This is a genomic window from Lysinibacillus sp. VIII_CA (assembly GCF_049943995.1).
In the GTDB taxonomy this organism is placed as follows: Bacteria; Bacillota; Bacilli; order Bacillales_A; family Planococcaceae; genus Lysinibacillus; species Lysinibacillus pinottii.
Genome location: NZ_JBNFXM010000001.1, coordinates 276,606 through 302,467, shown reverse-complemented (window position 1 = coordinate 302,467; position 25,862 = coordinate 276,606). Strand labels below are relative to the sequence as shown.

At 39.2% G+C, this 25,862-nt stretch carries 25 protein-coding genes; all 25 read left to right on the top strand.

Features of this window, described 5'->3' with window-relative positions; translation table 11 throughout:
- The first annotated feature begins 5 nt into the window (after window positions 1-5).
- The 25 genes from ACP3VS_RS01535 (at window position 6) to dprA (ending at window position 25,834) form a co-directional block, all read left to right on the top strand.
- Entirely contained in the window at window positions 6-1,109 is a 1,104-nt protein-coding gene (locus ACP3VS_RS01535; RefSeq protein WP_080718239.1) for a mandelate racemase/muconate lactonizing enzyme family protein, read from the top strand.
- A gap of 132 nt (window positions 1,110-1,241) precedes the next feature.
- Window positions 1,242-3,287 carry an ATP-dependent DNA helicase RecG gene (gene recG, locus ACP3VS_RS01530; protein WP_426388318.1) on the top strand — a complete coding sequence of 682 codons (2,046 nt, stop codon included), beginning with the start codon at window positions 1,242-1,244 and terminating at the stop codon, window positions 3,285-3,287.
- Window positions 3,288-3,416: 129 nt separating this feature from the next.
- Window positions 3,417-3,989, top strand: coding sequence for a transcription factor FapR (gene fapR, locus ACP3VS_RS01525; RefSeq protein WP_031418974.1), 573 nt, complete (start codon window positions 3,417-3,419; stop codon window positions 3,987-3,989).
- 2 nt (window positions 3,990-3,991) lie between these two features.
- Window positions 3,992-4,984 carry a phosphate acyltransferase PlsX gene (gene plsX, locus ACP3VS_RS01520; RefSeq protein WP_031418975.1) on the top strand — a complete coding sequence of 331 codons (993 nt, stop codon included), beginning with the start codon at window positions 3,992-3,994 and terminating at the stop codon, window positions 4,982-4,984.
- Between the two features lie 17 nt (window positions 4,985-5,001).
- A complete protein-coding gene (gene fabD, locus ACP3VS_RS01515; protein ID WP_426388317.1) occupies window positions 5,002-5,955 on the top strand; it encodes an ACP S-malonyltransferase in 954 nt (317 codons plus the stop codon).
- The gene (fabG, locus tag ACP3VS_RS01510; RefSeq protein WP_012293236.1) at window positions 5,948-6,694 is read left to right on the top strand and encodes a 3-oxoacyl-[acyl-carrier-protein] reductase; all 747 of its coding nucleotides are present in this window, start codon (window positions 5,948-5,950) and stop codon (window positions 6,692-6,694) included. Before fabD ends, fabG begins: the two co-directional genes overlap by 8 nt.
- Before the next feature lie 58 nt (window positions 6,695-6,752).
- On the top strand, window positions 6,753-6,989 hold the full coding sequence (gene acpP / locus ACP3VS_RS01505) for an acyl carrier protein (protein WP_008181678.1): 237 nt from the start codon (window positions 6,753-6,755) through the stop codon (window positions 6,987-6,989).
- Between the two features lie 396 nt (window positions 6,990-7,385).
- Window positions 7,386-8,150, top strand: coding sequence for a ribonuclease III (gene rnc / locus ACP3VS_RS01500; RefSeq protein ID WP_012293239.1), 765 nt, complete (start codon window positions 7,386-7,388; stop codon window positions 8,148-8,150).
- Window positions 8,151-8,153: 3 nt separating this feature from the next.
- Window positions 8,154-11,729: a chromosome segregation protein SMC gene (gene smc / locus ACP3VS_RS01495; protein ID WP_426388316.1), complete on the top strand. Its 3,576-nt coding sequence runs from the start codon at window positions 8,154-8,156 to the stop codon at window positions 11,727-11,729.
- 2 nt (window positions 11,730-11,731) lie between these two features.
- Entirely contained in the window at window positions 11,732-13,042 is a 1,311-nt protein-coding gene (ftsY, locus tag ACP3VS_RS01490; RefSeq protein ID WP_426388314.1) for a signal recognition particle-docking protein FtsY, read from the top strand.
- Window positions 13,043-13,368: 326 nt separating this feature from the next.
- Window positions 13,369-13,704 carry a putative DNA-binding protein gene (locus ACP3VS_RS01485; RefSeq protein WP_012293242.1) on the top strand — a complete coding sequence of 112 codons (336 nt, stop codon included), beginning with the start codon at window positions 13,369-13,371 and terminating at the stop codon, window positions 13,702-13,704.
- 12 nt (window positions 13,705-13,716) lie between these two features.
- Complete coding sequence (ffh, locus tag ACP3VS_RS01480) at window positions 13,717-15,075, top strand: signal recognition particle protein (RefSeq protein WP_031418979.1); 1,359 nt, start codon at window positions 13,717-13,719, stop codon at window positions 15,073-15,075.
- Window positions 15,076-15,169: 94 nt separating this feature from the next.
- Entirely contained in the window at window positions 15,170-15,442 is a 273-nt protein-coding gene (rpsP, locus tag ACP3VS_RS01475; protein WP_004269411.1) for a 30S ribosomal protein S16, read from the top strand.
- 15 nt (window positions 15,443-15,457) lie between these two features.
- Complete coding sequence (locus ACP3VS_RS01470) at window positions 15,458-15,691, top strand: KH domain-containing protein (RefSeq protein ID WP_004269410.1); 234 nt, start codon at window positions 15,458-15,460, stop codon at window positions 15,689-15,691.
- Between the two features lie 368 nt (window positions 15,692-16,059).
- Complete coding sequence (gene rimM, locus ACP3VS_RS01465) at window positions 16,060-16,575, top strand: ribosome maturation factor RimM (RefSeq protein WP_031418980.1); 516 nt, start codon at window positions 16,060-16,062, stop codon at window positions 16,573-16,575.
- Window positions 16,575-17,312, top strand: a complete 738-nt coding sequence (gene trmD / locus ACP3VS_RS01460) for a tRNA (guanosine(37)-N1)-methyltransferase TrmD (protein WP_025113917.1) — start codon at window positions 16,575-16,577, stop codon at window positions 17,310-17,312. Before rimM ends, trmD begins: the two co-directional genes overlap by 1 nt.
- A gap of 116 nt (window positions 17,313-17,428) precedes the next feature.
- Complete coding sequence (gene rplS / locus ACP3VS_RS01455; RefSeq protein WP_008181294.1) at window positions 17,429-17,773, top strand: 50S ribosomal protein L19; 345 nt, start codon at window positions 17,429-17,431, stop codon at window positions 17,771-17,773.
- A gap of 105 nt (window positions 17,774-17,878) precedes the next feature.
- Window positions 17,879-18,442, top strand: coding sequence for a signal peptidase I (gene lepB / locus ACP3VS_RS01450; protein WP_012293246.1), 564 nt, complete (start codon window positions 17,879-17,881; stop codon window positions 18,440-18,442).
- A gap of 57 nt (window positions 18,443-18,499) precedes the next feature.
- A complete protein-coding gene (gene ylqF, locus ACP3VS_RS01445; protein WP_012293247.1) occupies window positions 18,500-19,372 on the top strand; it encodes a ribosome biogenesis GTPase YlqF in 873 nt (290 codons plus the stop codon).
- Between the two features lie 154 nt (window positions 19,373-19,526).
- Window positions 19,527-20,288 carry a ribonuclease HII gene (locus ACP3VS_RS01440; protein WP_012293248.1) on the top strand — a complete coding sequence of 254 codons (762 nt, stop codon included), beginning with the start codon at window positions 19,527-19,529 and terminating at the stop codon, window positions 20,286-20,288.
- A 50-nt stretch (window positions 20,289-20,338) separates the two neighbouring features.
- Complete coding sequence (locus ACP3VS_RS01435; protein ID WP_036160958.1) at window positions 20,339-22,228, top strand: hypothetical protein; 1,890 nt, start codon at window positions 20,339-20,341, stop codon at window positions 22,226-22,228.
- Window positions 22,225-22,527, top strand: coding sequence for an EscU/YscU/HrcU family type III secretion system export apparatus switch protein (locus tag ACP3VS_RS01430; protein ID WP_012293250.1), 303 nt, complete (start codon window positions 22,225-22,227; stop codon window positions 22,525-22,527). The genes ACP3VS_RS01435 and ACP3VS_RS01430 overlap by 4 nt, the downstream gene beginning before the upstream one ends.
- Window positions 22,528-22,689: 162 nt before the next feature.
- A complete protein-coding gene (gene sucC / locus ACP3VS_RS01425) occupies window positions 22,690-23,850 on the top strand; it encodes an ADP-forming succinate--CoA ligase subunit beta (RefSeq protein ID WP_025113922.1) in 1,161 nt (386 codons plus the stop codon).
- A gap of 17 nt (window positions 23,851-23,867) precedes the next feature.
- Window positions 23,868-24,770 carry a succinate--CoA ligase subunit alpha gene (sucD, locus tag ACP3VS_RS01420; RefSeq protein WP_012293252.1) on the top strand — a complete coding sequence of 301 codons (903 nt, stop codon included), beginning with the start codon at window positions 23,868-23,870 and terminating at the stop codon, window positions 24,768-24,770.
- Between the two features lie 167 nt (window positions 24,771-24,937).
- On the top strand, window positions 24,938-25,834 hold the full coding sequence (dprA, locus tag ACP3VS_RS01415; protein ID WP_012293253.1) for a DNA-processing protein DprA: 897 nt from the start codon (window positions 24,938-24,940) through the stop codon (window positions 25,832-25,834).
- The last annotated feature ends 28 nt before the right edge of the window (window positions 25,835-25,862 follow it).

Below are 25,862 nucleotides of genomic sequence, written 5' to 3'. Positions count from 1 at the left end.
ACATCGTGATAAAAAAGGTTGAAGTGTTTGCAGCACGTTTACAATTAAAGGAACCATTCGTTATTTCGTATGTTCATTTAGATGATATGCCTACTATTCTTACCAGAATCGAGACGGATAAGGGGGTAGTTGGCTGGGGCGAAGCTGTGCCTGATCAAAATGTGACTGGTGAAACTTGGGAGAGTACGTATCACGTTATTAAACATGAATTAGCACCACTATTGATTAATGAAGACCCATTTGCAGTAGAGCGTATTCATAAAAAGTTTAATGAAAAAATCGATGGAGTTCCTTCAGCAAAAGCAGCATTGGACATTGCGCTCTATGATTTGATGGGGAAAATAACTGGACAACCAGTTTATCAATTAATTGGTGGAAAAGCACATAAGGAATTACAGGTGCCAAGAGTGATTAGTATTAAGAGTCCTGAGGAAATGGCTAAAGATGCAAGTGAATTTGTAGCATCGGGTTTCCGTAATATTAAAATTAAGGTTGGTACAAATGCTGAATTAGATATTGCTCGTATTCGTGCGGTAAGAGAAGCAATAGGTGATGAGGTGCAACTCCGGGTAGATGCCAATCAAGGTTGGAATAGGATGGAGACACTAAAAGTAATAAGGGAAACAACAGCTTGTCATGTAGACTGGTACGAGCAACCTGTAAAAGCACATGATTTAAGAGCATTAAAAGAAATTAGAGCCCTTTCACCTTGTAGTATTATGGTGGATGAAGGTGTTCATAATATTTATGATTTAGTCGATGTCATAGAAATGCGCGCTGCGGATATGCTAAATATAAAATTGATGAAATCAGGTGGAATCTATCCAGCTCTAGCTCTTGCAAGTCTGGCAGAGGCTGCAGAGATGCCTTGTCAAGTAGGCTCTATGGTAGAATCAGCAATCGCAACAATGGCTGGGGCACACCTAGCGATCAGTAAGTCGATTATCCATACCAACGAGATGGTTGGGCCTTTAATGTTTGTAAAAGACGTGGCAAATGTTACATACGATAAAGACATCCTGCAGTTAAGCCATAAAGCTGGATTGGGAATAGAAGTTGATGAGCAATATGTGAAAGAAATTACATGTTTCTCCTGTGAAATTAAATAATCAAAATCTAACCCTATCAATCAATGGTAGGGTTTTTGCTTATATGTAGGGTTAGGGAAATAATTTATGGTACATTAAGATAGAGAGGCTATAACACTACATAAACAAGCAATGAAGGGAGTGTGGGATAAGATGACTGAATTATATGGACCCGTCAATGAATTAAAAGGCGTCGGGAAAGAAACAGCAGCACATCTTGAATCACTAGGAATCAATACAATAGCTGATTTATTATGGACGTTCCCACATCGACATGAAGATTTTCGTTTAAAGGATTTAGCGCAAACACCACATAACGAACGGGTTACAGTTGAGTGTAAGGTGGAGCGGGAACCTACCATTTTATTTTTAGGCCGCAATAAATCAAGACTCCAAGTAACCGTTTTAGCTGGAAGACATTTAGTGAAAGTCGTATTTTTCAATCAGGGCTATTTAAAGCAAAAGCTTGTACCTGGTTCCATTATTACAGTGACTGGGAAATGGGATCGTGGTAGACAGGTCATCAATGGCACATCGGTCTCATTTGGACCTAAAACGGATCAAGTAGACTTTGAACCTGTATACAGTCTGAAAGGATTAATTCAACAAAAAAGATTTCGAAAATATATGAGACAAGTATTGGACGAATATGGCGCTAATTTGCCTGATGCTATTCCACAACATTTTCAGGATTCCTATAAGCTTTTGCCTATACAAGAAGGCTTGGAGGGGATTCATTTTCCGCAAGATGCGCAACATGCCAAACAAGCAAGAAGACGTTTTGCCTATGAAGAGCTATTAAATTTCCAGCTACGTATGCAAGCATTACGTAAGGTACGTAAGGAAAATGAACAAGGAACTGTGATTCAATATAATGTGCATTTGCTCCGTGAATTTATCGCTGCGTTACCGTATGAATTGACCAATGCTCAAAAACGCGTTGTCAATGAAATTTGTAAAGATTTGAAGGAACCACATCGAATGAATCGTTTATTACAAGGTGATGTAGGTTCAGGGAAAACGGTGGTAGCAGCTATCGGTCTATATGCTGCAGTATCAGCGGGTTATCAAGGGGCATTAATGGCACCAACGGAAATTTTAGCAGAGCAACACTTGGAGAACTTGCAAGAATGGTTCCAACCATTTGGCGTACGTGTAGCTTTGTTATCTGGGTCAACCAAAATGAAGGAGCGACGTGTAATACTAGCAGATTTGGCGAATGGAGAGCTTGATATTGTGATTGGTACACATGCCTTAATCCAGCCAGATGTTATTTTTAAAAAGCTTGGTTTTGTTATTACCGATGAACAACATCGCTTTGGTGTTGAACAACGACGTATACTGAGAGATAAAGGGGAAAACCCAGATGTGCTCTTTATGACAGCGACTCCTATTCCAAGAACACTTGCCATTACAGCATTTGGAGAAATGGATGTGTCGATGATTGATGAAATGCCGGCAGGGCGTAAACAAATTGAAACACATTGGATGAAAAAAGAGCAATTCGGATCGGTCATGTCAAAACTAGAAGGAGAGCTAGCCGCTGGAAGACAGGCCTATGCCATTTGTCCTCTCATTGAGGAATCCGATAAGCTTGATGTTCAAAATGCAGTTGAAATTTATGAACAGCTAGCGACTTATTTTAATGGCCGCTATCAAGTGGGATTAATGCATGGACGTTTATCAGCAGATGAAAAGGATGCTGTCATGCGTGCTTTTAGTGATGGTTCCATACAGGTTTTAGTTTCAACGACAGTCGTTGAGGTAGGGGTGAATGTACCGAATGCGACATTTATGATTGTCTATGACGCTGAACGATTTGGTTTAGCGCAATTGCATCAGTTACGTGGACGTGTTGGACGAGGTGAGCATCAATCCTATTGTATTTTACTTGCTGATCCTAAATCTGACGAAGGAAAAGAGCGAATGCAGTCTATGACAGAAACAAATGATGGTTTCCGCTTAGCTGAAAAAGATTTAGAGTTGCGAGGGCCAGGGGATTTTTTTGGACGCAAGCAAAGTGGTTTACCAGATTTCAAAGTAGCTGATTTAGTCCATGATTATCGGATTCTTGAAACCGCTCGCAAAGATGCAACTATGATGCTGGAAACCGATGCCTTTTGGCATGATGACGACTATCAGTACTTACGCAAAATGTTAGAAGATTCTGGCGTTATGCAAGGGGAGCGCTTCGATTAATATAGTAATATGATTCACGCTAGAATGCAGGCACTTGATTTTAAAACAAGTCTTGCATTCTTTTTTTAACCTCTATATACTGATATTAGTACCAAGTGCTAATAACAACTCAAAAGGTGGCGAATGATGTTGAGACGAACAAAAAAAGAACGACAGCGACTACTAACTGAAACGATAGCTGAAAATCCATTCGTCACAGATGAACAGCTAGCAACACAGTTTCAGGTAAGTGTTCAAACAATTCGCTTAGACCGTATGGAATTATCCATACCAGAATTACGAGAGCGTATTAAAGATGTCGCTTCAAAAAACTATGAAAATGAAGTGAAATCTCTACCGATTGATGAGGTCATCGGAGAAATTGTTGATATTGAATTAGATAATCGAGCACTTTCGATTTTTGATGTGAAAGAAGAGCATGTTTTCCAGCGCAACGGCATCGCACGTGGACATCATTTGTTCGCACAAGCAAACTCTTTAGCGGTTGCCGTTATTAACGATGAACTAGCATTGACAGTACATTCTACTATTACGTTTGTGAAACCTGTTCGTGCTGGAAATCGTGTTATTACAAAAGCGATTGTTATCGGACGAGATGATAAAAATCATCGGACAAAAGTTGAGGTAACATCTACTGTTAATGGCGAAACCGTTTTTGTTGGTGAATTTGATATGTACCGTACGAAAGGTAAAGGTGAGTAATAATGAAATTAGCGCTAGATGGAATGGGTGGAGACAATGCACCAAAATCAGTAATTGAAGGTGCACTCTTGGCATTAGAGCAAATTCCAAATTTAGAAATTCAATTATATGGACAGCAAGAGAAGCTTGAGCCATTTTTAAAGCAGCATGATCGATTAACGATCGTACATTGTGAGGAAGTAGTTGAAGGAACCGACGATCCAGCACGTGCTGTTCGTAGAAAAAAAGATTCTTCCATGGCGCGCATGATGGATGCAGTGGATGAGGGTAGAGCAGATGCTTGTCTCTCAGCAGGAAATACAGGTGCTTTAATGGCAGGTGGTTTATTTAAAGTAGGTCGTATTGAAGGAATTGCCCGACCAGCTTTAGCGACGACATTACCAACACTTGATGGTAAGGGCTTTTTAATGCTTGATTTAGGTGCTAACGCAGATGCCCGTCCAGAACATCTAGTACAATATGCGATTATGGGCGATATTTATGCGAAGAAAGTTGGCGGGTTACAAAAACCTCGAATCGGCTTATTAAATATCGGTACTGAAGATAAAAAAGGAAATGAATTAACGAAAGCAACCTTTGATTTATTAAAAGAAGCGAATTTGAATTTTATTGGTAATGTAGAGGCACGTGATTTACTTGAAGGAGTAGCTGATGTTGTTGTTACGGATGGCTTTACGGGGAATATGGTGTTGAAGTCAATTGAAGGTACGGCGGGCGCTTTATTTTCAATGTTAAAAGAGGCGTTTATGTCCTCAACAAAAACGAAGATTTCGGCGGTCCTTATGAAAAATAATTTACGTGACTTAAAACATAAAATGGACTATACAGAATACGGTGGTGCTGGATTGTTTGGCTTACAGGCACCTGTAATAAAGGCTCATGGATCATCTAATGCGAAAGCGATCTTTAGTGCTATCCGCCAAGCAAACACAATGGTTGAACATACTGTTATTTCGACAATTACAGAAACAGTACGCCACATAGAAATTGATTAACAAAGGGGATTTTTCAAATGACGAAAATAGCATTTATTTTTCCGGGACAAGGTTCGCAAGTAGTGGGAATGGGGCAAGAGTTTGTTGAAAATGCAGCGGAAAGTAAAGCCTTCTATGATCGTGCAGACCAAGCTCTCGATTTGGAGCTATCTAAGCTAATGTTAGAAGGTCCAGCGGAGGAATTAACTTTAACATATCATGCTCAGCCAGCGCTATTAACTACAGGTGTAATGGTAGCAGAGAAGCTACGTGCAGCCGGAATTCACCCTCATTATGCAGCAGGTCACTCCCTTGGAGAATATGGTGCATTGGTTATTGCGGGCGTCATGTCCTTTGAAGATGCCGTGAAGATTGTGCATAAACGTGGTCTCTATATGAACGAAGCTGTACCTGCTGGACAAGGTGCTATGGCAGCGATTTTAGGCATGGAATTAGAAGCATTAAATGAAGTAACTGAGCAAGTGTCTGCAACAGGTCATACTGTGCAGGTCGCCAATGTTAATTGCCCGGGGCAAATTGTTATTTCAGGAACAAAAGAGGGTGTTGAGAAGGCATCAAGCGCTGCAAAAGATGCAGGGGCTAAGCGTGCAATACCATTAGTTGTAAGTGGTCCATTCCATTCTGAACTGATGCGACCATCGTCAGAGATGCTGAAAGCTGCGTTGGTTGATGTTACTTTAGCGGCTCCGCAAATTCCTGTTGTAGGGAACGTGATGGCTAAGGAGTTAACGGATGTTCCGGCTATTCAACAAGAGCTTGTTGAACAGGTTTATAGTGCTGTTCAATGGGAGGCATCTATGCGCGAAATGATTGCACAAGGTGTGGATGTCTTTATTGAATGTGGCCCGGGTAAAGTATTAAGTGGTCTATTGAAAAAAATCGATCGCTCTGTTGCTGCCTATTGTGTCTATGATGAGGCATCATTAGAAGCGGTTCTAGAAGCGTCAAAGGAGTGGTCAATCAATGCGTAAACTTGAGGGAAAAGTAGTTGTTGTAACAGGAGCTTCACGAGGAATAGGTCGTGCTATTGCATTAAAGCTTGCTGACGAAGGTGCGAAAGTTGTCGTGAATTATAGTGGCTCGCAAGCAAAAGCTGAAGAAGTGGTTGCTATAATTCAAGAAGGTGGTGGTGAGGCAATTGCTGTACAAGCTAGCGTCTCTCAAACAGAAGAAGTGACAGCATTAATGGATACAGCTGTGAAAACATTTGGCTCCCTTGATATTTTAGTGAATAATGCTGGTATTACAAGAGATAATTTACTTATGCGCATGAAGGAAAATGAATGGGATGATGTCTTAGATACGAATCTTAAGGGTGTTTTCCTATGTACCAAAGCGGTAACACGTCAAATGATGAAGCAACGTGCTGGTCGAATTATTAATATTTCATCGATTGTTGGCGTAGCTGGAAATGCGGGCCAAGCAAACTATGTAGCTGCTAAAGCGGGTGTTATTGGGTTAACAAAAACAACTGCGAAGGAATTAGCGTCTCGCAATATTTTAGTTAATGCTATTGCACCTGGTTTTATCGAAACTGAAATGACAGATCAGTTACCAGAAGATATTAAACAAGGGATGCTAACTCAAATTCCGCTTGCAAAACTAGGGCAACCAGAGGATATTGCAAAGGCAGTTGTTTTCCTTGCATCCGATGACGCAAACTATATGACTGGACAAACGCTTCATATAGACGGTGGTATGGTCATGTAATTTCAATTAGGCATGAGCGCTAATTTTTTGTATAATCATTTGAGGGGAGGTGAATCATTTGTCTACAGTATTAGAACGCGTAACAAAAGTAATCGTGGACCGTTTAGGTGTTGAAGAAAGCGAAGTAACACTTGAAGCTTCTTTCCGTGATGATTTAGGTGCTGACTCATTAGACGTAGTTGAGCTTGTAATGGAGCTTGAAGACGAATTCGATATGGAAATTTCTGATGAAGATGCTGAAAAAATCTCAACAGTAGGTTCTGCAATTTCATACATCGAAAGTAAAATAAACTAATTTCGTTTGTACTTTATTTAGCAGAAATTTATCACCCTTATTGGTGTAATGGTTATCGTAATTATACAAATGGTATTTATGATTGGTTGAATAAAGGAGAAATAGTTTCCTGCTTTTCTTTACAGGGAAGCAGATCTAATAGACAAGATGTATTCAAAGGGGACGAAATAGATCGGTTTTCGATCTATAGACGTCCTCTTTTTGTTTCAATTATATAGTGGATTTACATCCCGAAGATCGATTGGGACACAAATGTGCCAAGGCTTAATTGATTTTGGAAATAAATTTGCTAAAAATTTTCCAAAATATTGTGTTTATGCCGAAATACTTTTGCATAAACGCTTTGAAAAAGGTACACTAAAACGGTAGAAACTATTAGGAAGGCAGATTTGTTCAATGGCTATGAAAAGAAAAGGAACTATGCAGAAATCTGGCGTACTTCCTGAAAAAGTACGCAATCAATTCGAGCTGCTACAGCATGAATTAAATATCACATTTATTAATAAAAATTTATTGTATCAAGCATTCACGCATTCATCTTATGTGAATGAGCATCGCCGTAAGCTATTTACGGATAATGAGCGTCTTGAATTTTTAGGGGACGCAGTACTTGAACTGTCTGTTTCTAAATATCTTTTTGAGAAATACCCCAATATGAGCGAGGGTGAGTTAACAAAGTTACGAGCATCCATTGTTTGTGAACCATCTCTAGTTATTTTTGCAAATGAACTAGGCTTTGGTCGCTTTGTTTTACTTGGAAAAGGTGAAGAATTAACAGGTGGACGGGAACGCCCAGCACTACTTGCAGATGTGTTTGAGTCATTTGTAGGTGCCTTATATTTAGATCAAGATTTACAAACGGTCGTGTCATTTTTAGAACGTATCGTGTTCCCAAAAGTAGAAGTCGGTGCTTTTTCGCATGTGATGGATTTTAAAAGCCAATTGCAAGAAATGGTACAGCAAACAAATAATGGACTTCTTCATTATGAAATCATTGATGAAAAAGGTCCTGCACATAATCGTACCTTTGTATCAAGCGTCTTACTGAACGGACAAGAGCTTGGTATTGGTCGAGGAAAATCGAAAAAAGAAGCCGAGCAGCAAGCTGCACAATGTGCTATGCGTATGATGCGAGAAGAAGCTGCAAAAGAGGAGGCTTAAAAGATGTTCCTAAAACGACTAGAAGTGATTGGCTTTAAATCATTTGCGGAGCGCATTGGTATTGACTTTGTACCCGGTGTTACAGCGGTTGTCGGACCAAATGGCAGTGGAAAAAGTAATGTCACAGATGCAATACGTTGGGTACTTGGAGAGCAATCGGCAAAGTCGTTACGTGGATCAAAGATGGAAGATGTAATTTTTGCAGGGAGTGACTCTCGGAAGCCGCTCAACTTTGCAGAGGTAACACTAATATTAGATAATACCGACGAGCAACTTGCTTTTTCCTATACAGAAGTCAGCGTAACAAGACGCGTATACCGTTCAGGTGATAGTGAATATTTATTAAATAACCAGCAGTGTCGCCTGAAGGATATTACGGACTTGTTTATGGATTCAGGCCTTGGAAAAGAGGCTTTTTCTATAATTTCACAGGGGCGTGTCGATGAAATTTTAAATAGCCGACCTGATGACCGTCGTTCGATTTTTGAAGAGGCAGCTGGCGTACTAAAGTATAAAATAAGAAAGAAAAAAGCAGAGCATAAACTTGTTGAGACAGATGAAAATTTGTATCGTGTATTAGATATTCTTCATGAATTAGACAGTCGTCTAGGACCTCTCGAAATGCAAGCATCTAGTGCAAGAGACTATGTACAAATGTCTACTGAGCTAAAAGATTTTGATATTGCCATTCTTGTGCATGATTTTAAAAATTGTGCACAGTCTTTGCGTGCGCTAAAAGAAGAATACACAAACCTATCTGAGATAGAGCAAAAGCAAGCTCAAGATATTGCAGCTTTCGATAAACAGACAATTCATATTCGTAAGCTATTAAAAGAACTTGATGAATATTTGGATGTTTCACAAGCTGACCTAGTTAATGCCACAATGGAGGTAGAACGATGGGATGGACGAAAGGCGCTAATGGCTGAAAAGCGTCAAAATGCGTCCAATCAATTACAGCAACTGAATACGTCATTACAAGAAGCAAAAGCAGAAGTAGAGGCATTGCTTATTCAGGAGCAAGAGAAAAAAGCTGTATTCTCAGAAAAACAACAAGCCGTGTCGGTGCTAAAACAGAGCATTAAACAGTTAGAGCAATCATTAAATCGCTCGGTAACAGAAATTGAACAAGAAATTGAGGAGCAAAAAAATCGATATATCGATTCGTTGAATGAAGAAGCGACCATCAAAAATGAGTTAAAAAATATCGATCAGCAGTTGGCTCAACAAAAAGCTATGGCAACACGAATGTCCGACCAAACTGATGAAATTGGGCAAGAGCTTATGCAAATTATTGCTGAAAAAGAACAGCTAGTAGCAGTACATACTACAACAACAAATGATTTGCAAGAAAAGCTAGACCAATATGATGCTTTGCAAATACAGTTGAAAAATGTTAATTCAACCTTTACTGAGAAGCAAGATATGCTGTATAAAGCTTATCAGCATCAGCAGCAACTTAAAGCTAGAAAAGACACGTTAGCGGAGCTTGAAGCTGACTTTTCAGGGTTTTTCCAAGGTGTTAAAGAAGTACTACTGGCACGAGATAAAGGGGAATTACAAGGTATTGAGGGTGCCGTAGCTGAGTTAATTCAAGTTGAGGGGAAATATTCACAAGCAATAGAAACCGCTTTAGGAGCTGCCTCTCAGCACATTGTCACAACTAATGAACGCCATGCCCAACAGGCTATTCATTGGCTAAAACAAAAGCGAGCTGGACGTGCGACCTTCTTACCGAAAACATTAATGAAATCACGCAAAATTAATCTAGCGACTATCCAATTGGCCACTGAGCACCCAGCATTTGTTCGAATGGCGGATGCGTTAGTGACTTTCAATGAAGATAATCGAACAATTGTTGAAAACCTTCTAGGGAATGTCATCGTTGCAGCAAATCTTGAAGGGGCAAGTCAAATTGCTAGATTATGTGGGTTCCGTTATCGAGTTGTTACGCTTGATGGAGATATTGTTAATGCAGGGGGCTCGTTAACGGGTGGTGCTTTGAAACAGCAATCTTCACTCTTTACAAGAAAAGCGGAATTAGATGGTTTAGTTCTAAAGCTAGAGTCTCTACAAGCTTCCATTTATGGTGCCGAACAGGCTGTTGCAGCGGAAAAGGAAAAGCTAGCAACAATTCGTGATCAAGTAGAGCTGCTGAAGCTTGAAGGGGAGCAATTACGAAAAGATGAGATGCAGCAGGCGGGTCGTTTACGTGAGTTAGAAGCTGTGGAGAAAAGCTTGTCGGCTAGAGTAACTTTTGCCTCGACTGAAACACAAGATGTAAAAACACGAGAAGAGGCATTATTGGCTCAAAAGCAAGAAGCAGAGGAACGTTTAAGCGCGCTTGCAGTAGAATTAATCGAAATCAACGAAACGGTTGAGCAATTAAGTAAGGTTAAACTACAAAGTGAGACAGAAAAAGATGTATTACGAGAGCAATTGGCAGAAAAACGCTCACAATTAGCTGTAATACAGGAACAAATGTCACAAGTTCAAATAGCTACAGCTGATTTAGCCCTACAATTAAACAAAGCTCAACAAAAAGTTGAAAATATTTCTCAGGAAATATTATGGCTTCAATCTGATGAATCGACAAATTATTTAAGTGATGAAGAGGTCGATGAACAGGTGATGACTTGGAAGGCTAGAAGAGATGAGCTACAACAGGCAATTTCTCAGAAAAAAGAAGAAAAAGTAGGGCAACAGAATGAACTTTCAACGCTAGAGGCGCAGCTGAAGGAATTACAACGAATCCATAAAGGATATCTTGAAGCGATACGTGGAAATGAGTTGAAACGAAACCGTGTTGAATTTGAGATGGACAATTTCACAGAACAGCTTGAGGAAAACTATCAGCTAACCTTCGAAGAAGCACAAGAAGAAGCACGGGCTATAGAAGATGAGGAATTTATACGCCGACGTGTTAAATTGCTTAAAAAATCAATTGAAGAGCTTGGACCTGTTAATTTAGGTGCGATTGAAGAATATGAAAGAGTACTCGAACGACATACGTTTTTAACTGAACAGCGAGAGGATTTGCTTGCGGCGCAAGAAACATTGCATGAAGCCATTAAAGAAATGGATGAAGAAATGACAATGCGCTTTAGCGAAACGTTCTTTGCAATTCGAGAACAATTTAGACTTGTGTTCCGTGAATTGTTTGGTGGGGGGCAAGCCGATTTAGTGCTTATTGACCCGCAAAATTTACTAGAAACAGGCATTGAAATCGTTGCTCAACCTCCAGGGAAAAAATTACAAAATTTAAGTTTACTTTCTGGTGGTGAACGTGCGCTAACGGCGATCGCTTTATTATTCTCCATCTTAAACATAAGACCAGTCCCATTTTGTATTCTCGATGAAGTCGAGGCTGCTTTAGATGAAGCAAATGTTGTGAGATACAGCCAATATTTGAAAAAGTTTAGTGGTGAAACACAATTCATTGTCATTACCCATCGTAAAGGAACGATGGAGGGAGCGGATGTCCTGTATGGTATAACTATGCAGGAGTCAGGTGTATCGAAACTCGTATCAGTAAAATTAGAAGACGAACCCGTACTTGCGGAGCAAAGGAGCAAATAAGGATGAGCTTTTTTAAGCGTTTAAAAGATAAATTGATGGGGAATCCAGCGGAGGAAGAAAAACTAGAGGCTCTTGAACATGATGTGGATTCTCATCAACAGGAATCAGAAGGAGACAGTGAGTCACCAATGACTGTGATTGAAGAACCTTCTGAGCAATTCGAGCAACCCTCACAAATTGAAGAGACAAAAGAATCCGAGCAACCCTCACAAATTGAAGAGACAAAAGAAACCGAACAATCTTCAGACATCGAAGGTACAAAAGATTTAGAGCCTTCTCCAAGCGAGGAAGAAGAGCAGCTAGAACTACAAGTTATTGAGGAACAACCAGCTGAGGAGAAAAAACCTTCTGCTTGGTCTATTACGCAAAAATTTAAAGCCGGCCTTGAAAAAACACGTAATTCCTTTACATCGAAAGTCAACGACCTTGTTGCGCGTTATCGTAAAGTAGATGAGGATTTCTTTGAGGAATTAGAAGACCTTTTACTACAGGCCGATGTTGGTTTTGAAACGGTCATGGAACTTATGGATAAATTACGTTTCGAAGTGCAACGTAAAAATATAAAAGATACAAATGGTATACAAACTTTAATTTCTGAAAAGCTTGTAGAAATATATGAGCAAGGTGAAGAAGATTTAATTGAATTAAATATGCAGCCTGATGGTGAACTGACAGTCATTCTATTTGTTGGGGTGAATGGTGTAGGGAAAACAACGACAATTGGTAAACTTGCTCATCGTCTAAAGTCCCAAGGCAAAACAGTCGTTTTAGCTGCAGGTGATACATTCCGTGCAGGTGCTATTGATCAATTACAAGTGTGGGGAGATCGTGTAGGCTGTGAGGTGATTAAACAATCTGAGGGCTCTGATCCAGCAGCAGTTATGTATGATGCAATTCATGCTGCTAAAAACAGAAAAGCAGATGTGTTAATTTGTGATACTGCTGGACGCTTACAAAACAAAGTGAATTTAATGAACGAGCTTGAAAAAGTACATCGTGTCATTTCCCGTGAAATCCCAAGTGCTCCGCATGAAGTATTATTAGCGTTAGATGCAACAACTGGTCAAAATGCCCTTGTTCAAGCACAAACATTTAAAGAAGCAACGAATGTGACAGGTATCGTTTTAACAAAGCTGGACGGTACAGCTAAGGGTGGTATTGTGCTTGCAATCCGTAATAAATTACACATTCCTGTGAAATTTGTAGGTCTTGGAGAGAAAATGGACGATTTACAGCCATTTGATGCAGAACGATATGTCTATGGGTTATTTGCTGATGGTTTAGATAAAGAATTACAAAACAATGAAGAATAACAGATAAATTGGCTTTGCCATTTTATCTTGATTTAGCATTCATCTCCTTCATGTATCGGAGGGGATGAATGTTTGTTTTTTTATAGGTCATTAATGTTAGTTTAACCTCTCCATAAGAAATGTGACATTCATTCACTGGGGTGTAATCGTGTAGAAACGCTCGCCTATGAAAAATTGAATTGACATGTTGGAAAGTAATACTAGCTCAAGGCAAGAAATGCCCAAAAGTAAGTAAATGAGGCTTTTAGACAAGGAGATTACCTTGACACAGACGGGCGCTTTTCGATATGATACAAATGACTAAATAGCAGGAGGAGAAATATTCGATGCTACTTGAAAAAACAACACGCATGAACTTTCTCTTCGACTTTTATCAAGCATTATTAACAGATAAGCAAAGAAGTTATATGGAACTATACTATTTGGATGATCACTCACTAGGTGAAATCGCTGAATCGTATGGGGTTTCACGCCAAGCTGTCTACGATAATATTCGTCGAACAGAAGCAATGCTTGAGGAATATGAAGAAAAATTATGTTTACTTGAAAAATTTCAACAACGTACCCAAATGCTTTCACAGCTAACAATGGGGATAACAGAACAAAGTATGACAGCTGAAGAGCAGTTAGCGCTTATTGAACAGCTGAAAGAATGGGATTAGGAGGCGAAAGCGATGGCTTTTGAAGGATTAGCGGAACGACTCCAAGGAACGATCCAAAAAATTAAGGGCAAAGGGAAAGTATCAGAGCAAGACGTCAAAGAAATGATGCGTGAAGTCCGATTTGCTTTAATTGAGGCGGATGTTAACTTAAAAGTAGTCAAGGAATTTGTAAAAAAGGTTAGTGAACGTGCTGTTGGTGTAGATGTTATGCAAAGCTTAACACCAGGTCAACAAGTCATTAAAATTGTACAAGATGAATTAACCGAATTAATGGGTGGCGAGCAAAGCCCAATTAAATTTAATACGAAGCCTCCAACTGTTATTATGATGGTCGGTCTCCAAGGAGCAGGGAAAACGACAACTACAGGTAAATTGGCTAATGTTCTACGAAAAAAATATAATCGTAAACCATTGTTAGTAGCAGCCGACGTTTATCGTCCAGCAGCTGTTCAACAATTAGAAACATTAGGTAAACAGCTTTCATTACCAGTTTTTTCGTTAGGCACTGATATTTCTCCTGTAGAGATTGCGCGTCAGGCAATTGAAAAGGCGAAAGAAGATCATCACGATGTCGTAATTATCGATACGGCCGGCCGTTTGCACATCGATGAGGATTTGATGCAAGAATTAAAAGATATACGCGCATTAAAAGAGCCAGATGAGGTCTTTCTTGTTGTTGATGCAATGACAGGTCAAGATGCCGTGAACGTAGCAGAAAGCTTTAACGAGGCTATTGGTATTACAGGAGTTGTGTTAACGAAACTTGATGGTGATACTCGTGGTGGTGCGGCATTATCTATACGTTCTGTAACGCAGAAACCGATTAAGTTTGTCGGTATGGGCGAAAAAATGGATGCGCTAGAACCTTTCCATCCTGAACGTATGGCGTCTCGTATTTTAGGTATGGGAGATGTTCTATCGCTGATCGAAAAGGCCCAAGCAAATGTAGATGAGGCAAAAGCCAAAGAGTTAGAAGAAAAATTCAAGACTCAATCCTTTACATTTGATGATTTCGTGGAGCAACTACAGCAAGTTAAAAAAATGGGACCTCTAGATGAAATTTTAAAGATGCTCCCTGGTGCAAACAAAATCAAAGGCTTAGATAATGTCAAAGTTGATGATAAGCAAATGGGGCGTGTAGAGGCGATTATTTACTCCATGACGCCTGCTGAAAAGACGAATCCTGAATTGATTAATGGCAGCCGTAAAAAGCGCATTGCTAAAGGTTCAGGGACTTCTATTCAAGAGGTGAATCGTCTGATTAAGCAATTTGATGAAATGAAAAAAATGATGAAGCAAATGACTGGAATGGCAAGTGGTAAGGGCAAGAAAAAAATGAAATTACCAGGCTTTGATTCATTGTTTAAATAATAATTTTTAGGTGTTAAGAAAAAACACTTTACAAACAACCTAAACATTGATAATATACTATCTTGTGTGAAACTTATTCGGAGGTGCTATTAAAATGGCAGTTAAAATTCGCTTAAAACGTATGGGAGCTAAAAAATCTCCTTTCTATCGTATCGTAGTTGCAGACGCTCGTTCACCACGTGACGGCCGTCAAATCGAAACAGTTGGTACTTACAACCCACTAACTCAACCAGCTACTGTAAACATTGATGAAGAGAAAGCTCTTAAATGGTTAGCTGACGGTGCAAAACCATCAGATACAGTACGTAACCTGTTCTCAGAACAAGGTATCATGGAGAAATTCCATAACCAAAAATTCAGTAAATAATCGGGGGCGACGTCTTTGAAGCAGCTGATTGAAGCAATCGTTTTACCGTTAGTCGATTATCCAGAAGAAGTTCGTATTGAGACGGATGAAAATGCAAATCGAATTGTTTATAAACTTTTTGTTCATCCAGAGGATCGAGGGAAAGTCATAGGCAAGCAAGGGCGAGTAGCGAAAGCAATTCGTACAATTGTTTATTCAGCGGCAGGTAGTCACCATCAAAAGAAGACCTACGTCGATATATTGGATTAATAGAAAAGATTTTCGCGCTCTTGCAACGAGTACAATTGAGTCCTGATAGGTGTGTTTACATGTCGCTTAGGAGTTCGAAGTGGCCTTTAGCATGAAGCGTAATATCTGGACTAAGAAGGAGGGAGCTTGTAGGTTCCTTCCTTTTTTCTTTATTTCGCCTAGAATTGTTCTTTTTATTTAGGAAAAACAGGGCATAAAGTTTTAACTAAGATTACAGCTAGAGGCAATTGATTATATTAATATGGACGAGACAATTGATTGTCTTAGCTGAACCTACATTTTTCCGAAGTAAATTTGCTAACTACGGGAAAAGGTAGAAAGCGAATGCAATTGGAGAGAGTAGTACGTTTTAATGAGGTGATAGTTGAATGGAATGGTTTAATGTAGGTCGAATTGTCAATACACACGGTATTCGAGGAGAGGTGCGTATATTATCGACAACAGACTTTGAAAAAGAGCGTTTTGCGGTAGGGAATAAGCTTGCTGCCTTTAAAAAGGACGATAAAAAGCCAACTTGGGTAACGATTCAATCTGTGCGTCGTCATAAAAACTTTATTTTATTAACATTCGAAGGCATGAATAACATCAATTTGGTCGAGCCGTTTAAAGAAGGTTTGTTAAAAGTGACAAAAGATCAAATGACTGATGATCTCCTGGAAGAAAATGAATTCTTTTTCCATGAGATTATAGGTTGTACAGTTGTTTCTGAAGAAGGCGAAACAATTGGTGTTGTGAACGATATTCTACAAACAGGTGCTAATGATGTATGGGTGGTTAAAGGCTCAAAGAAGGAGCATTATATCCCTTATATAGAAGATATCGTGAAAGATATTGATGTGGATGAGAAGAAAATTGTCATTCACGTAATGGAAGGTTTATTATGATGAATATTCATGTGCTGAGCCTTTTTCCCGATATGTTCTCAGGTGTTTTCGGGGCTTCTATTTTAAAGAAAGCTCAAGAAAAAAATGCGGTCAAGCTAGAGGTAACCGACATCCGTACATTTTCGGGGAATAAGCACAATCAAGTTGACGACTATCCATATGGTGGCGGAGCAGGCATGGTTTTAAAGCCTGAGCCGATGTTTAGCGCTGTAGAAGCAATTTGTGCAGGAAAACAACCACGCATCATTTTAATGTGCCCTCAGGGAGAACGATTCACCCAAAAAAAAGCAGAAGAATTGTCACAAGAGAAGGAATTAGTCTTTTTATGTGGTCACTATGAAGGCTATGATGAACGTATACGCCAGCACCTTGTAACAGATGAAATTTCTATTGGGGATTTCGTTTTAACAGGTGGAGAACTAGGAGCCATGACGGTTATCGATAGTGTTGTACGCCTATTACCAGGTGTATTAGGCCAAGAAGATTCACATATACAAGATTCCTTTTCAACTGGTCTCTTAGAGCATCCTCATTATACTCGACCAGCAGAATTTCGAGGAATGAAGGTGCCAGATGTTTTATTATCGGGCAATCACGCAAAAATTGAGCAATGGCGTGAGGAGCAATCGTTGAAAAGAACCTTTGAACGTCGTCCTGATTTACTTGATCTATATCCTTTAACTGACAAGCAAAAATTGTATTTAGAAAAACTTAAAAACAATCAACAAGATGCTTGATTGCCTAGTATATTTATGATAACATTTAATCTGTACTTCTATGTGAAGTACTGAATTACGGTGTTCCGCTGTGGCATAGATTGCGTGCAAGAGCATCTGTCTAAGGAGAGAAAACAATGTCAAACATTATTACAGAAATTACAAAATCTCAACTTCGCACGGATCTACCTGCTTTCCGTCCTGGTGATACTGTTAAGGTACACGTGAAAGTAGTAGAGGGTACTCGTGAACGTATCCAGCTTTTCGAAGGTGTAGTAATTAAACGTCGTGGTGGCGGTATTAGCGAAACTTTCACAGTTCGTAAAATTTCTTACGGTGTAGGTGTTGAGCGTACATTCCCTGTACACACACCAAAAATCGCTAACTTAGAAGTTGTACGTCGTGGTAAAGTACGTCGTGCTAAACTTTACTACCTACGTAACCTACGTGGTAAAGCTGCTCGTATTAAAGAAATTCGATAATTATGACTTAAAAGTGAGGGGCTTGTACGCAAGCTCCTTTTCTTTTTGCTTGTCATCTTAATTCCCTATCAACTAAAATAGTGTTAGACAAGGGGGCATTTCTCAATGGAAAAACAGGTGAAAGAAAAGAATGAATTATGGGAATGGACAAAAGCGCTATTAATTGCATTTGCGATTGCTGCAATTATACGATATTTTTTATTTACACCAATTGCAGTTGATGGTGAGTCCATGATGCCAACCCTTGAAGATGGCGACCGCATGATTGTGAATAAAATTGGTTATAAAATTGGTGAACCGAAACGCTTTGATATTGTTGTGTTTCATGCACCTGAACAAAAAAATTACATTAAACGTGTAATTGGATTGCCAGGAGATTCACTGGAATATAAAGATGATCAATTATATATCAACGGTGAGCCAATTGATGAGCCCTATTTAGATGCTTATAAAGCTCAAATTACAGGGGGAACATTAACAGAAGACTTTACCTTAAAAGACATCGATGTTTCATTAGATGAGATTCCAAAAGGGTATGTTTTTGTCATGGGGGATAATCGTCGAAATAGTAAAGACAGTCGACATATTGGTCTAGTAGATCAAAAGGAAATCATCGGCAACACAAGTTTGATTTTCTGGCCGTTTAATGACATAAAAATTGTAAAGTAATGCAAGAAAGGGAGCGTTTAGGAACTCCCTTTTTCTTTTAGTTTAGGAGGCACAGCAGTGACAATTCAATGGTTTCCAGGGCATATGGCAAAGGCCCGACGTGAAGTAACGGAAAAATTAAAGCTTGTTGATATTATATTTGAGTTAATAGACGCACGTTTACCTTTATCGTCTCGTAATCCAATGATTGACGAAGTCATCAATCAAAAACCTCGTTTATTAGTTTTGAATAAGGCAGATATGGCAGACGAGCAAGAAACACGTAAATGGGTAGAATATTTTGCACAGCGTGGTCATAAAGCAGTCGCTATTAACTCGCTTGAGGGTAAAGGCTTACAACAAGTAACGAAAGCAGCACAGGAAATATTAAAAGAAAAGTTTGATCGCATGAAAGCAAAAGGGATGAAGCCTAGAGCTATTCGTGCAATGATTGTTGGAATACCGAATGTTGGGAAGTCCACATTGATTAATCGCTTGGCGAAAAAAAATATTGCTAAAACGGGGAATACCCCAGGTGTAACAAAGGCGCAGCAATGGATTAAGGTTGGGAAAGAACTTGAGCTATTAGATACGCCAGGGATTTTATGGCCAAAATTCGAAGATCAAGAAGTAGGCTTTAAATTAGCTTTAACGGGTGCTATTAAAGACACCATAACAAACATGGAAGACTTAGCAGTATATGGCTTACGCTTCTTATCCGTTCATTATCCAAAGCGTATGGAGGAGCGTTACGGCTTTGGGTTCATCCATGAAGACTTGGTTGAAACTTTTGACCATATTGGGAAACTTCGACGTGTGTTTGGTGCAGGTGGAGAAATTGATTATGATCAAGTAGCTCAACTAATCGTGCGAGATATTCGTGGCTTGCAATTAGGCAAATTAACATTTGATTTTGTTAATGAACAACTAGAAAAAGAATCGGAACAATAAAAAGTTTTGGAAACTGTCACACCCTCTTTGTGGCAGTTTTTCTTTTAGGAATGAATTTTTCTACCGATAATAATTATATAGAGGAAAAATCTGAGCTACATAATGACTGAAATGGATTTAGGTTTAATGCGTAGAGGCAAGAAGGAGTAAGAAAGTGAAAAGTATTAAAGAAATTACAGTTGCACTAAAAGATGCGGAAGAATGGCAAGAGTGGATGTCGGGTATTGCGGAAGATGAACGAGTAGGTGTCCAAAAGGCTTGGCTTACTTGGCAGAAGAAGCAAGACAAAAAGCGGCAATTGATTCAGGAACATCAAGAAAAAGTGGCATTCGATTTAAGCTATGGGGGAATAGATGCATTAATTGCAGGTGTAGATGAGGCGGGGCGTGGTCCTCTAGCGGGGCCCGTCGTTACAGCAGCTGTAATTTTGCCAACAAATAGTGAGGCTCTAGTTGGTTTGAATGATTCTAAGCAATTATCGAAGGATAAACGAAATGCCTTTGCCGCTTTAATTAAAAAACATGCTATTAGTTATTTTATTCACTTCCAATCGGCTCAACAAATAGACGAGCTTAATATTTATGAGGCGACCAAACAATCTATGAAGGCAAGTGTGGAATCGTTATCGAGAAAACCTGATTACGTTTTAGTAGATGCCATGACATTACCTATGGCTATCCCTCAGGATTCCATCATTAAAGGAGATGCCAAAAGCTTAGCAATAGCAGCAGCCTCCATTCTAGCTAAAACAGCCCGAGATGATTACATGGAACAATTAGATAAAGATTTTCCTATGTATGGTTTTGCACAACATGCAGGCTATGGTACAAAGCAGCATTTAAAGGCACTAGAAGAATACGGACCAACGATACACCATCGTAAATCGTTCGAGCCGATCAAATCCATGTTTGAATAATACGTTAGTACCAATTACCGAAGGAGTAATTGATGAAAGGAGTATCTTATATGACAGCCACATCATTTAATCCAATCCAGATGCAACAAAATCAAATAACTGCAAGTAATCAACCACTTGCCTTAAAACAAGGGCAAGTATTTCATGGAACGATTAAGAAATTATACCCTGATCAAATGGCAGAGATACAAGTAGGAAATCAAAAATTTATAGCTAAACTTGAAGTTCCATTAAAAGCTGGAGATGCCCATTTTTTCCAGGTAACAGGAACAGACCCACAAGCAGAATTAAAAGTGGTGTCAGGACCGATGACGCCCACCACTTCACCAAGCCAGCAAATTAATCAGCTATTAGAATCCATGAATTTACCTAAGACAGCAGAGATGCAGCAATTATTAGGACATTTTATGAAGGCGGAGCTACCTATTTCAAAAGATCAGCTATTACAAGCTGAAATGTGGTTAAAGGCATTACCAGAAGGTATATCTAAAATGGATGCTTTGCAAACGATTCAAAAAATGATAGAGCTTAAAATGCCCATGACTAATGAGGTCTTTCAAGCGCTAATTAGTGGACAGAAGACTTCTGGCATGGCGGCTATTATGGAAAACTTTGCACAGCTTCTAGCAAGAGATACAGCCTTACCTGAACAGCTTAAGCAAAATTTAATGCAACAAGTACAAGCTATTGCAAAGCCATTTGAAGTAGAAACGGGTAGCGTGGTTCTTGCGAAAGTTCTCGAAAATTTAACAAATAATACCGCTACAACCAGTGAAAAAATGCAAGCTCTGTCGATCTTAAAGGAGTCTGGGATAATACCGAATCAGGCTACATTGCAAAATTGGTCAAGTATGAATGATGCAAAAGCTTCTCAGCAAATGCAGCAAGCGGGTCAAGTCGTTCAAGCTATCCTAACAACGAAGCCTGAAAATGCTGCTCAGCTGATTGAACAGCTTAAATCATGGACAACCAATCAGCACTTTTTAACAAATGATCAAAAGCAACAGATTAATCAACTAATTGATCGTTTTAATCAATTGCCTGTTACCAAGCAAACATTAGATATTTTTGCTAAGCAAATGCAAGATCAATTATTAAAAGCCTTTTCGCAAAATATGTCTAATCATTTATTTACACAGGACATAAAAGGACTGTCAGTAAAAGATCATCTACTGTCTTTAGTAAAGCAAGAGGTAGCTTCTCCATTACAAAATGAAGCCCTGATGCGTAATCTCGTAAAAAATAGCATCGCTTCTTCACAGCCCTTTGTTCAACAAATAGTGACACAAGCAGACGCTCTTGTTCAAAATTCGATGGATAGTAAGGCAATGGAGCATGCTATGAAAACGGTATTGAAAAATTTAGGGGTAAGCTATGAGGCGACACTCGGAAATAAATCAGCGGATTTACAAATGATTGCACATCAATTAAAACCACAGCTTCATACATTATTGCAGGAAACTAATATGACACCGCAATTGAAGGAAGCGGCAGAAATGCTAATGACACGAATGAATGGGATGCAACTATCTTCAGGAGAAAATGGACACCAACATCAATTAATTATGCAAGTACCGCTTGAGTTTTTCGGTAAGAGAATGGATGCAACATTGCAATGGAATGGTCGCATGAAGGATGATGGTAAGATTGATGCCAACTATGCAAGGGTATTATTTTATTTACAAATGGCCTCCATGCAAGAAACGGTCATTGATATGCAGGTTCAAAATCGAGTGGTTACAGTAACGGTCTTTAATGAATATTTGGAGATTCAATCTCTTGCAGAACCACTAAAGGCAGCATTAAAAAATGGGCTGGCAGAGAAAAATTATCAATTATCAGGCGTTTTTATGAAGCAATTTGACAAGGGGCAAGTGGTCAAAAGTAGTCCTGTAATAGAACAGCAAGAGGAACAGAGTGGGGTGGATATCCGCGTATGAGCGAAGAAAAATTCACCCGTAAAGAGGCAATTGCGTTAACGTATAAACTTGGTCAATTCGATAGTCCAACTGTTGTAGCAAAGGGAAAAGGGAAAATTGCCGAGAACATTTTGGCAAGGGCTAATGAGCATAATGTGCCGATTTATGAGGATCCTAACCTAGTTCAACTGCTTGGTCAATTAGATTTAAACGAGTCCATTCCTGAGGAATTATATCAGGCTGTGGCAGAGGTTTTTGCTTTTATTTATCGTTTGGATCAAGAACATGCGCGAAAATATAGAAAAAATGAAGTATTCTGATTATTTTTGCAAGCTGTTTTAGTACACAAAATAGAAGAATGCGTCATAATAATAGAGAAAATTCGAACAAAAGACAAAGTGTAGACTTTATCAGAATGTTTCGTTAGAATAGACTATGTTAGTAAAACAATTCTATGCAAATGTTTGATGGGAGGATGTATTATGAATATCCATGAATATCAAGGGAAAGAGATTCTGAGAAAATATGGTGTAGCTGTACCAAACGGAAAAGTTGCTTTTTCCCCTGATGAAGCAGTGAAAGTAGCGAAGGAACTTGGCTCTAATGTAACTGTAGTCAAGGCGCAAATTCATGCAGGTGGACGCGGTAAAGCAGGTGGTGTAAAAATCGCTAAAAACCTTGATGAGGTACGTACGTACGCAAAAGAATTATTAGGGAAAATTTTAGTGACTCATCAAACAGGTCCTGAGGGAAAAGAAGTAAAACGCTTATATATTGAAGAAGGTTCTGATATCCAAAAAGAATACTATTTAAGTTTAGTTTTAGACCGTGCAACTTCCCGCGTTACAATGATGGGATCCGAAGAAGGCGGTATGGATATTGAAGAAGTAGCGGAAACAAATCCGGAAAAAATCTTCAAAGAAGTAGTTGATCCAGTGGTTGGATTAACAAGTTTCCAAGCACGTCGTATGGCGTTTAATATGAATATTCCAGCAAACCTTGTAGGGAAAGCTGTTAAATTAATGTTAGGTTTATATCAAGCATTTATCGACAAAGATGCATCAATTGTTGAAATTAATCCACTTGTTGTAACTGGACAAGGCGAGGTAGTAGCACTAGATGCTAAGTTCAATTTTGATGCCAATGCATTATACCGACATAAAGATATTGTCGAATTACGCGATTTCGATGAAGAAGATCCAAAAGAAATCGAAGCATCAAAATATGATTTAAGCTATATTTCATTAGATGGTAACATTGGCTGTATGGTTAATGGTGCTGGTCTTGCTATGGCGACTATGGACACAATTAGCTACTACGGCGGTAGCCCGGCCAACTTCCTTGATGTAGGGGGCGGTGCAACAGCTGAAAAAGTAACTGAAGCTTTCAAAATTATCCTTTCTGATCCACACGTAAAAGGCATTTTTGTAAACATTTTTGGCGGAATTATGAAATGTAACATTATCGCTGAGGGTGTTGTGACAGCTGCTAAAGAAATCGGTTTAGCTGTGCCACTAGTTGTACGTTTAGAAGGTACGAATGTAGAACTTGGAAAAGAAATTTTAAATGCATCTGGTTTAAACATCGTTGCAGCGGATTCAATGGCTGACGGTGCACAAAAAATTGTGGGACTAGTAGGCTAAGGAAGGCAGGGAGAACAATGGCTGTATTTATTAACAAAGATACGAAGGTAATTGTACAAGGGATTACGGGCGAAACAGCTCTTTTCCATACGAAGCAAATGCTTGAGTATGGTACTAAGATCGTAGCAGGTGTAACACCAGGTAAAGGTGGACTTGAAATCGAAGGAGTTCCTGTTTTCAATACAGTGGCAGAAGCTGTAGCTGCAACAGGCGCGACAACTTCAGTTATCTACGTTCCTGCTCCGTTTGCAGCAGATGCAATCTTAGAAGCTGTTGATGCTGAATTAGAATTAACAATCTGTATTACAGAACATATTCCGGTTCTTGATATGGTGAAAGTTAAACGTTACATGGAAGGTAAAAAGACTCGCCTAGTAGGTCCGAACTGTCCGGGTGTTATTACAGCTGATGAATGTAAAATCGGTATCATGCCTGGCTATATCCATACAAAAGGTCATGTAGGAGTTGTATCTCGTTCTGGTACATTAACGTATGAAGCAGTACATCAATTAACACAAGCTGGTATTGGTCAAACAACAGCTGTTGGGATTGGTGGAGACCCTGTAAATGGTACAAACTTCATCGATGTACTTGATGCGTTTAATAATGACCCAGAAACATATGCAGTAGTTATGATTGGTGAAATCGGTGGTACAGCTGAGGAAGAAGCGGCTGCATGGATTCAAGCCAATATGACGAAACCTGTCGTTGGCTTTATTGGTGGACAAACTGCACCTCCAGGTAAACGTATGGGGCACGCAGGTGCTATCATTTCTGGCGGTAAAGGAACAGCTGCAGAGAAAATTAAAGCTATGAATGCGGCAGGCATTGAGGTAGCAGAAACACCATCTGTTATTGGTGAAACACTTATTAAAGTAATTAAAGAAAAAGGGCTATACGAAAAGTGTAAAACCCATTAAAATGGAAGATGTAGCACATAGTGGCTACATCTTTTTCCTTATTTATACACTGTTTATCTTCCTTCATTATCAATTTCCTATTTCCTGTATTGAAAATTACACACAAAGTTGTGTTCAAAACACCATGCGGTCATTTACTTTCTTCTATTATAAAGGAGGTTTGTAAAATGATTCTTGCAGTAGATACACAGAGATTACTAGCTTTGCATTATGTATATCCTTTACCTCTTCAAAAACTTCAACGATTATTGTCCCCAGTGAACGTTTTAAACACTTTTGAAGAAGCTCATTATGGTGAAATCGCGAATATTTTACAAATATCGGCACATAAAGCATTACAAATTTCCCGAAGCTTTCGACAAATTATGACAATCCCATTTGAAGAGGCCTATACACGGGCCAATATTTTCCCCATACCTTTTTATCATCCTTATTTCCCGGCGCAATTATTTGAAATATCCAGTCCTCCTACTGTATTGTATGTGAAAGGTCGATATTCCCTGTTAACAAACAAGAAACAGATAGCAATTATAGGCTCTAGGAAGGCTACAGCGTATTCGAAAAGAGCGTTAGACCTAATTGTCCCACCTCTTGTTCAATGTGGGTATACGGTCGTAAGTGGGCTTGCTAGAGGCGCTGATACAATGGCACATAGGGCAACAATCGATATGGGAGGGCACACAATGGCTGTGCTTGGACATGGTTTTAATTATCTCTATCCGAGAGAAAATCAAGTACTTGCGATGGATATGGCCGATCAACAGTTATTAATAACTGAGTATCCTCCATATATGAAGCCCGAGAAATGGCATTTCCCGATGCGTAATCGAATCATTAGTGGTTTAGCTCAAGCGTTAGTTGTGACAGAGGCAGCGATAAAAAGCGGTACGCTTATTACAGCAGAGCTTGCATTAGAGCAGGGGAAGGATATATTTGTGGTACCGGGACCTATTGATGCAGCACAGTCCAAAGGGACCAATCAATTACTTGTAGAAGGAGCAATTCCAGTAATGAATGGTCATCAAATCGTTGAAACACTAGACCTGTTTTCTAACAAAAATTGAAAAAAAGTTGCATTATCTTAAAATCTGT

Bases quoted from the DNA above. Each gene is read 5' to 3' on its own strand.
- ffh (WP_031418979.1), top strand. From the start codon at position 13,717: ATGGCTTTTGAAGGATTAGCGGAACGACTCCAAGGAACGATCCAAAAA.
- ACP3VS_RS01485 (WP_012293242.1), top strand. From the start codon at position 13,369: ATGCTACTTGAAAAAACAACACGCATGAACTTTCTCTTCGACTTTTAT.
- rplS (WP_008181294.1), top strand. From the start codon at position 17,429: ATGTCAAACATTATTACAGAAATTACAAAATCTCAACTTCGCACGGAT.
- sucD (WP_012293252.1), top strand. From the start codon at position 23,868: ATGGCTGTATTTATTAACAAAGATACGAAGGTAATTGTACAAGGGATT.
- rpsP (WP_004269411.1), top strand. From the start codon at position 15,170: ATGGCAGTTAAAATTCGCTTAAAACGTATGGGAGCTAAAAAATCTCCT.
- rimM (WP_031418980.1), top strand. From the start codon at position 16,060: ATGGAATGGTTTAATGTAGGTCGAATTGTCAATACACACGGTATTCGA.
- ACP3VS_RS01435 (WP_036160958.1), top strand. From the start codon at position 20,339: ATGACAGCCACATCATTTAATCCAATCCAGATGCAACAAAATCAAATA.
- fabD (WP_426388317.1), top strand. From the start codon at position 5,002: ATGACGAAAATAGCATTTATTTTTCCGGGACAAGGTTCGCAAGTAGTG.
- rnc (WP_012293239.1), top strand. From the start codon at position 7,386: ATGGCTATGAAAAGAAAAGGAACTATGCAGAAATCTGGCGTACTTCCT.
- smc (WP_426388316.1), top strand. From the start codon at position 8,154: ATGTTCCTAAAACGACTAGAAGTGATTGGCTTTAAATCATTTGCGGAG.
- plsX (WP_031418975.1), top strand. From the start codon at position 3,992: ATGAAATTAGCGCTAGATGGAATGGGTGGAGACAATGCACCAAAATCA.
- ACP3VS_RS01430 (WP_012293250.1), top strand. From the start codon at position 22,225: ATGAGCGAAGAAAAATTCACCCGTAAAGAGGCAATTGCGTTAACGTAT.
- fabG (WP_012293236.1), top strand. From the start codon at position 5,948: ATGCGTAAACTTGAGGGAAAAGTAGTTGTTGTAACAGGAGCTTCACGA.
- ftsY (WP_426388314.1), top strand. From the start codon at position 11,732: ATGAGCTTTTTTAAGCGTTTAAAAGATAAATTGATGGGGAATCCAGCG.
- dprA (WP_012293253.1), top strand. From the start codon at position 24,938: ATGATTCTTGCAGTAGATACACAGAGATTACTAGCTTTGCATTATGTA.
- lepB (WP_012293246.1), top strand. From the start codon at position 17,879: ATGGAAAAACAGGTGAAAGAAAAGAATGAATTATGGGAATGGACAAAA.
- recG (WP_426388318.1), top strand. From the start codon at position 1,242: ATGACTGAATTATATGGACCCGTCAATGAATTAAAAGGCGTCGGGAAA.
- trmD (WP_025113917.1), top strand. From the start codon at position 16,575: ATGAATATTCATGTGCTGAGCCTTTTTCCCGATATGTTCTCAGGTGTT.
- sucC (WP_025113922.1), top strand. From the start codon at position 22,690: ATGAATATCCATGAATATCAAGGGAAAGAGATTCTGAGAAAATATGGT.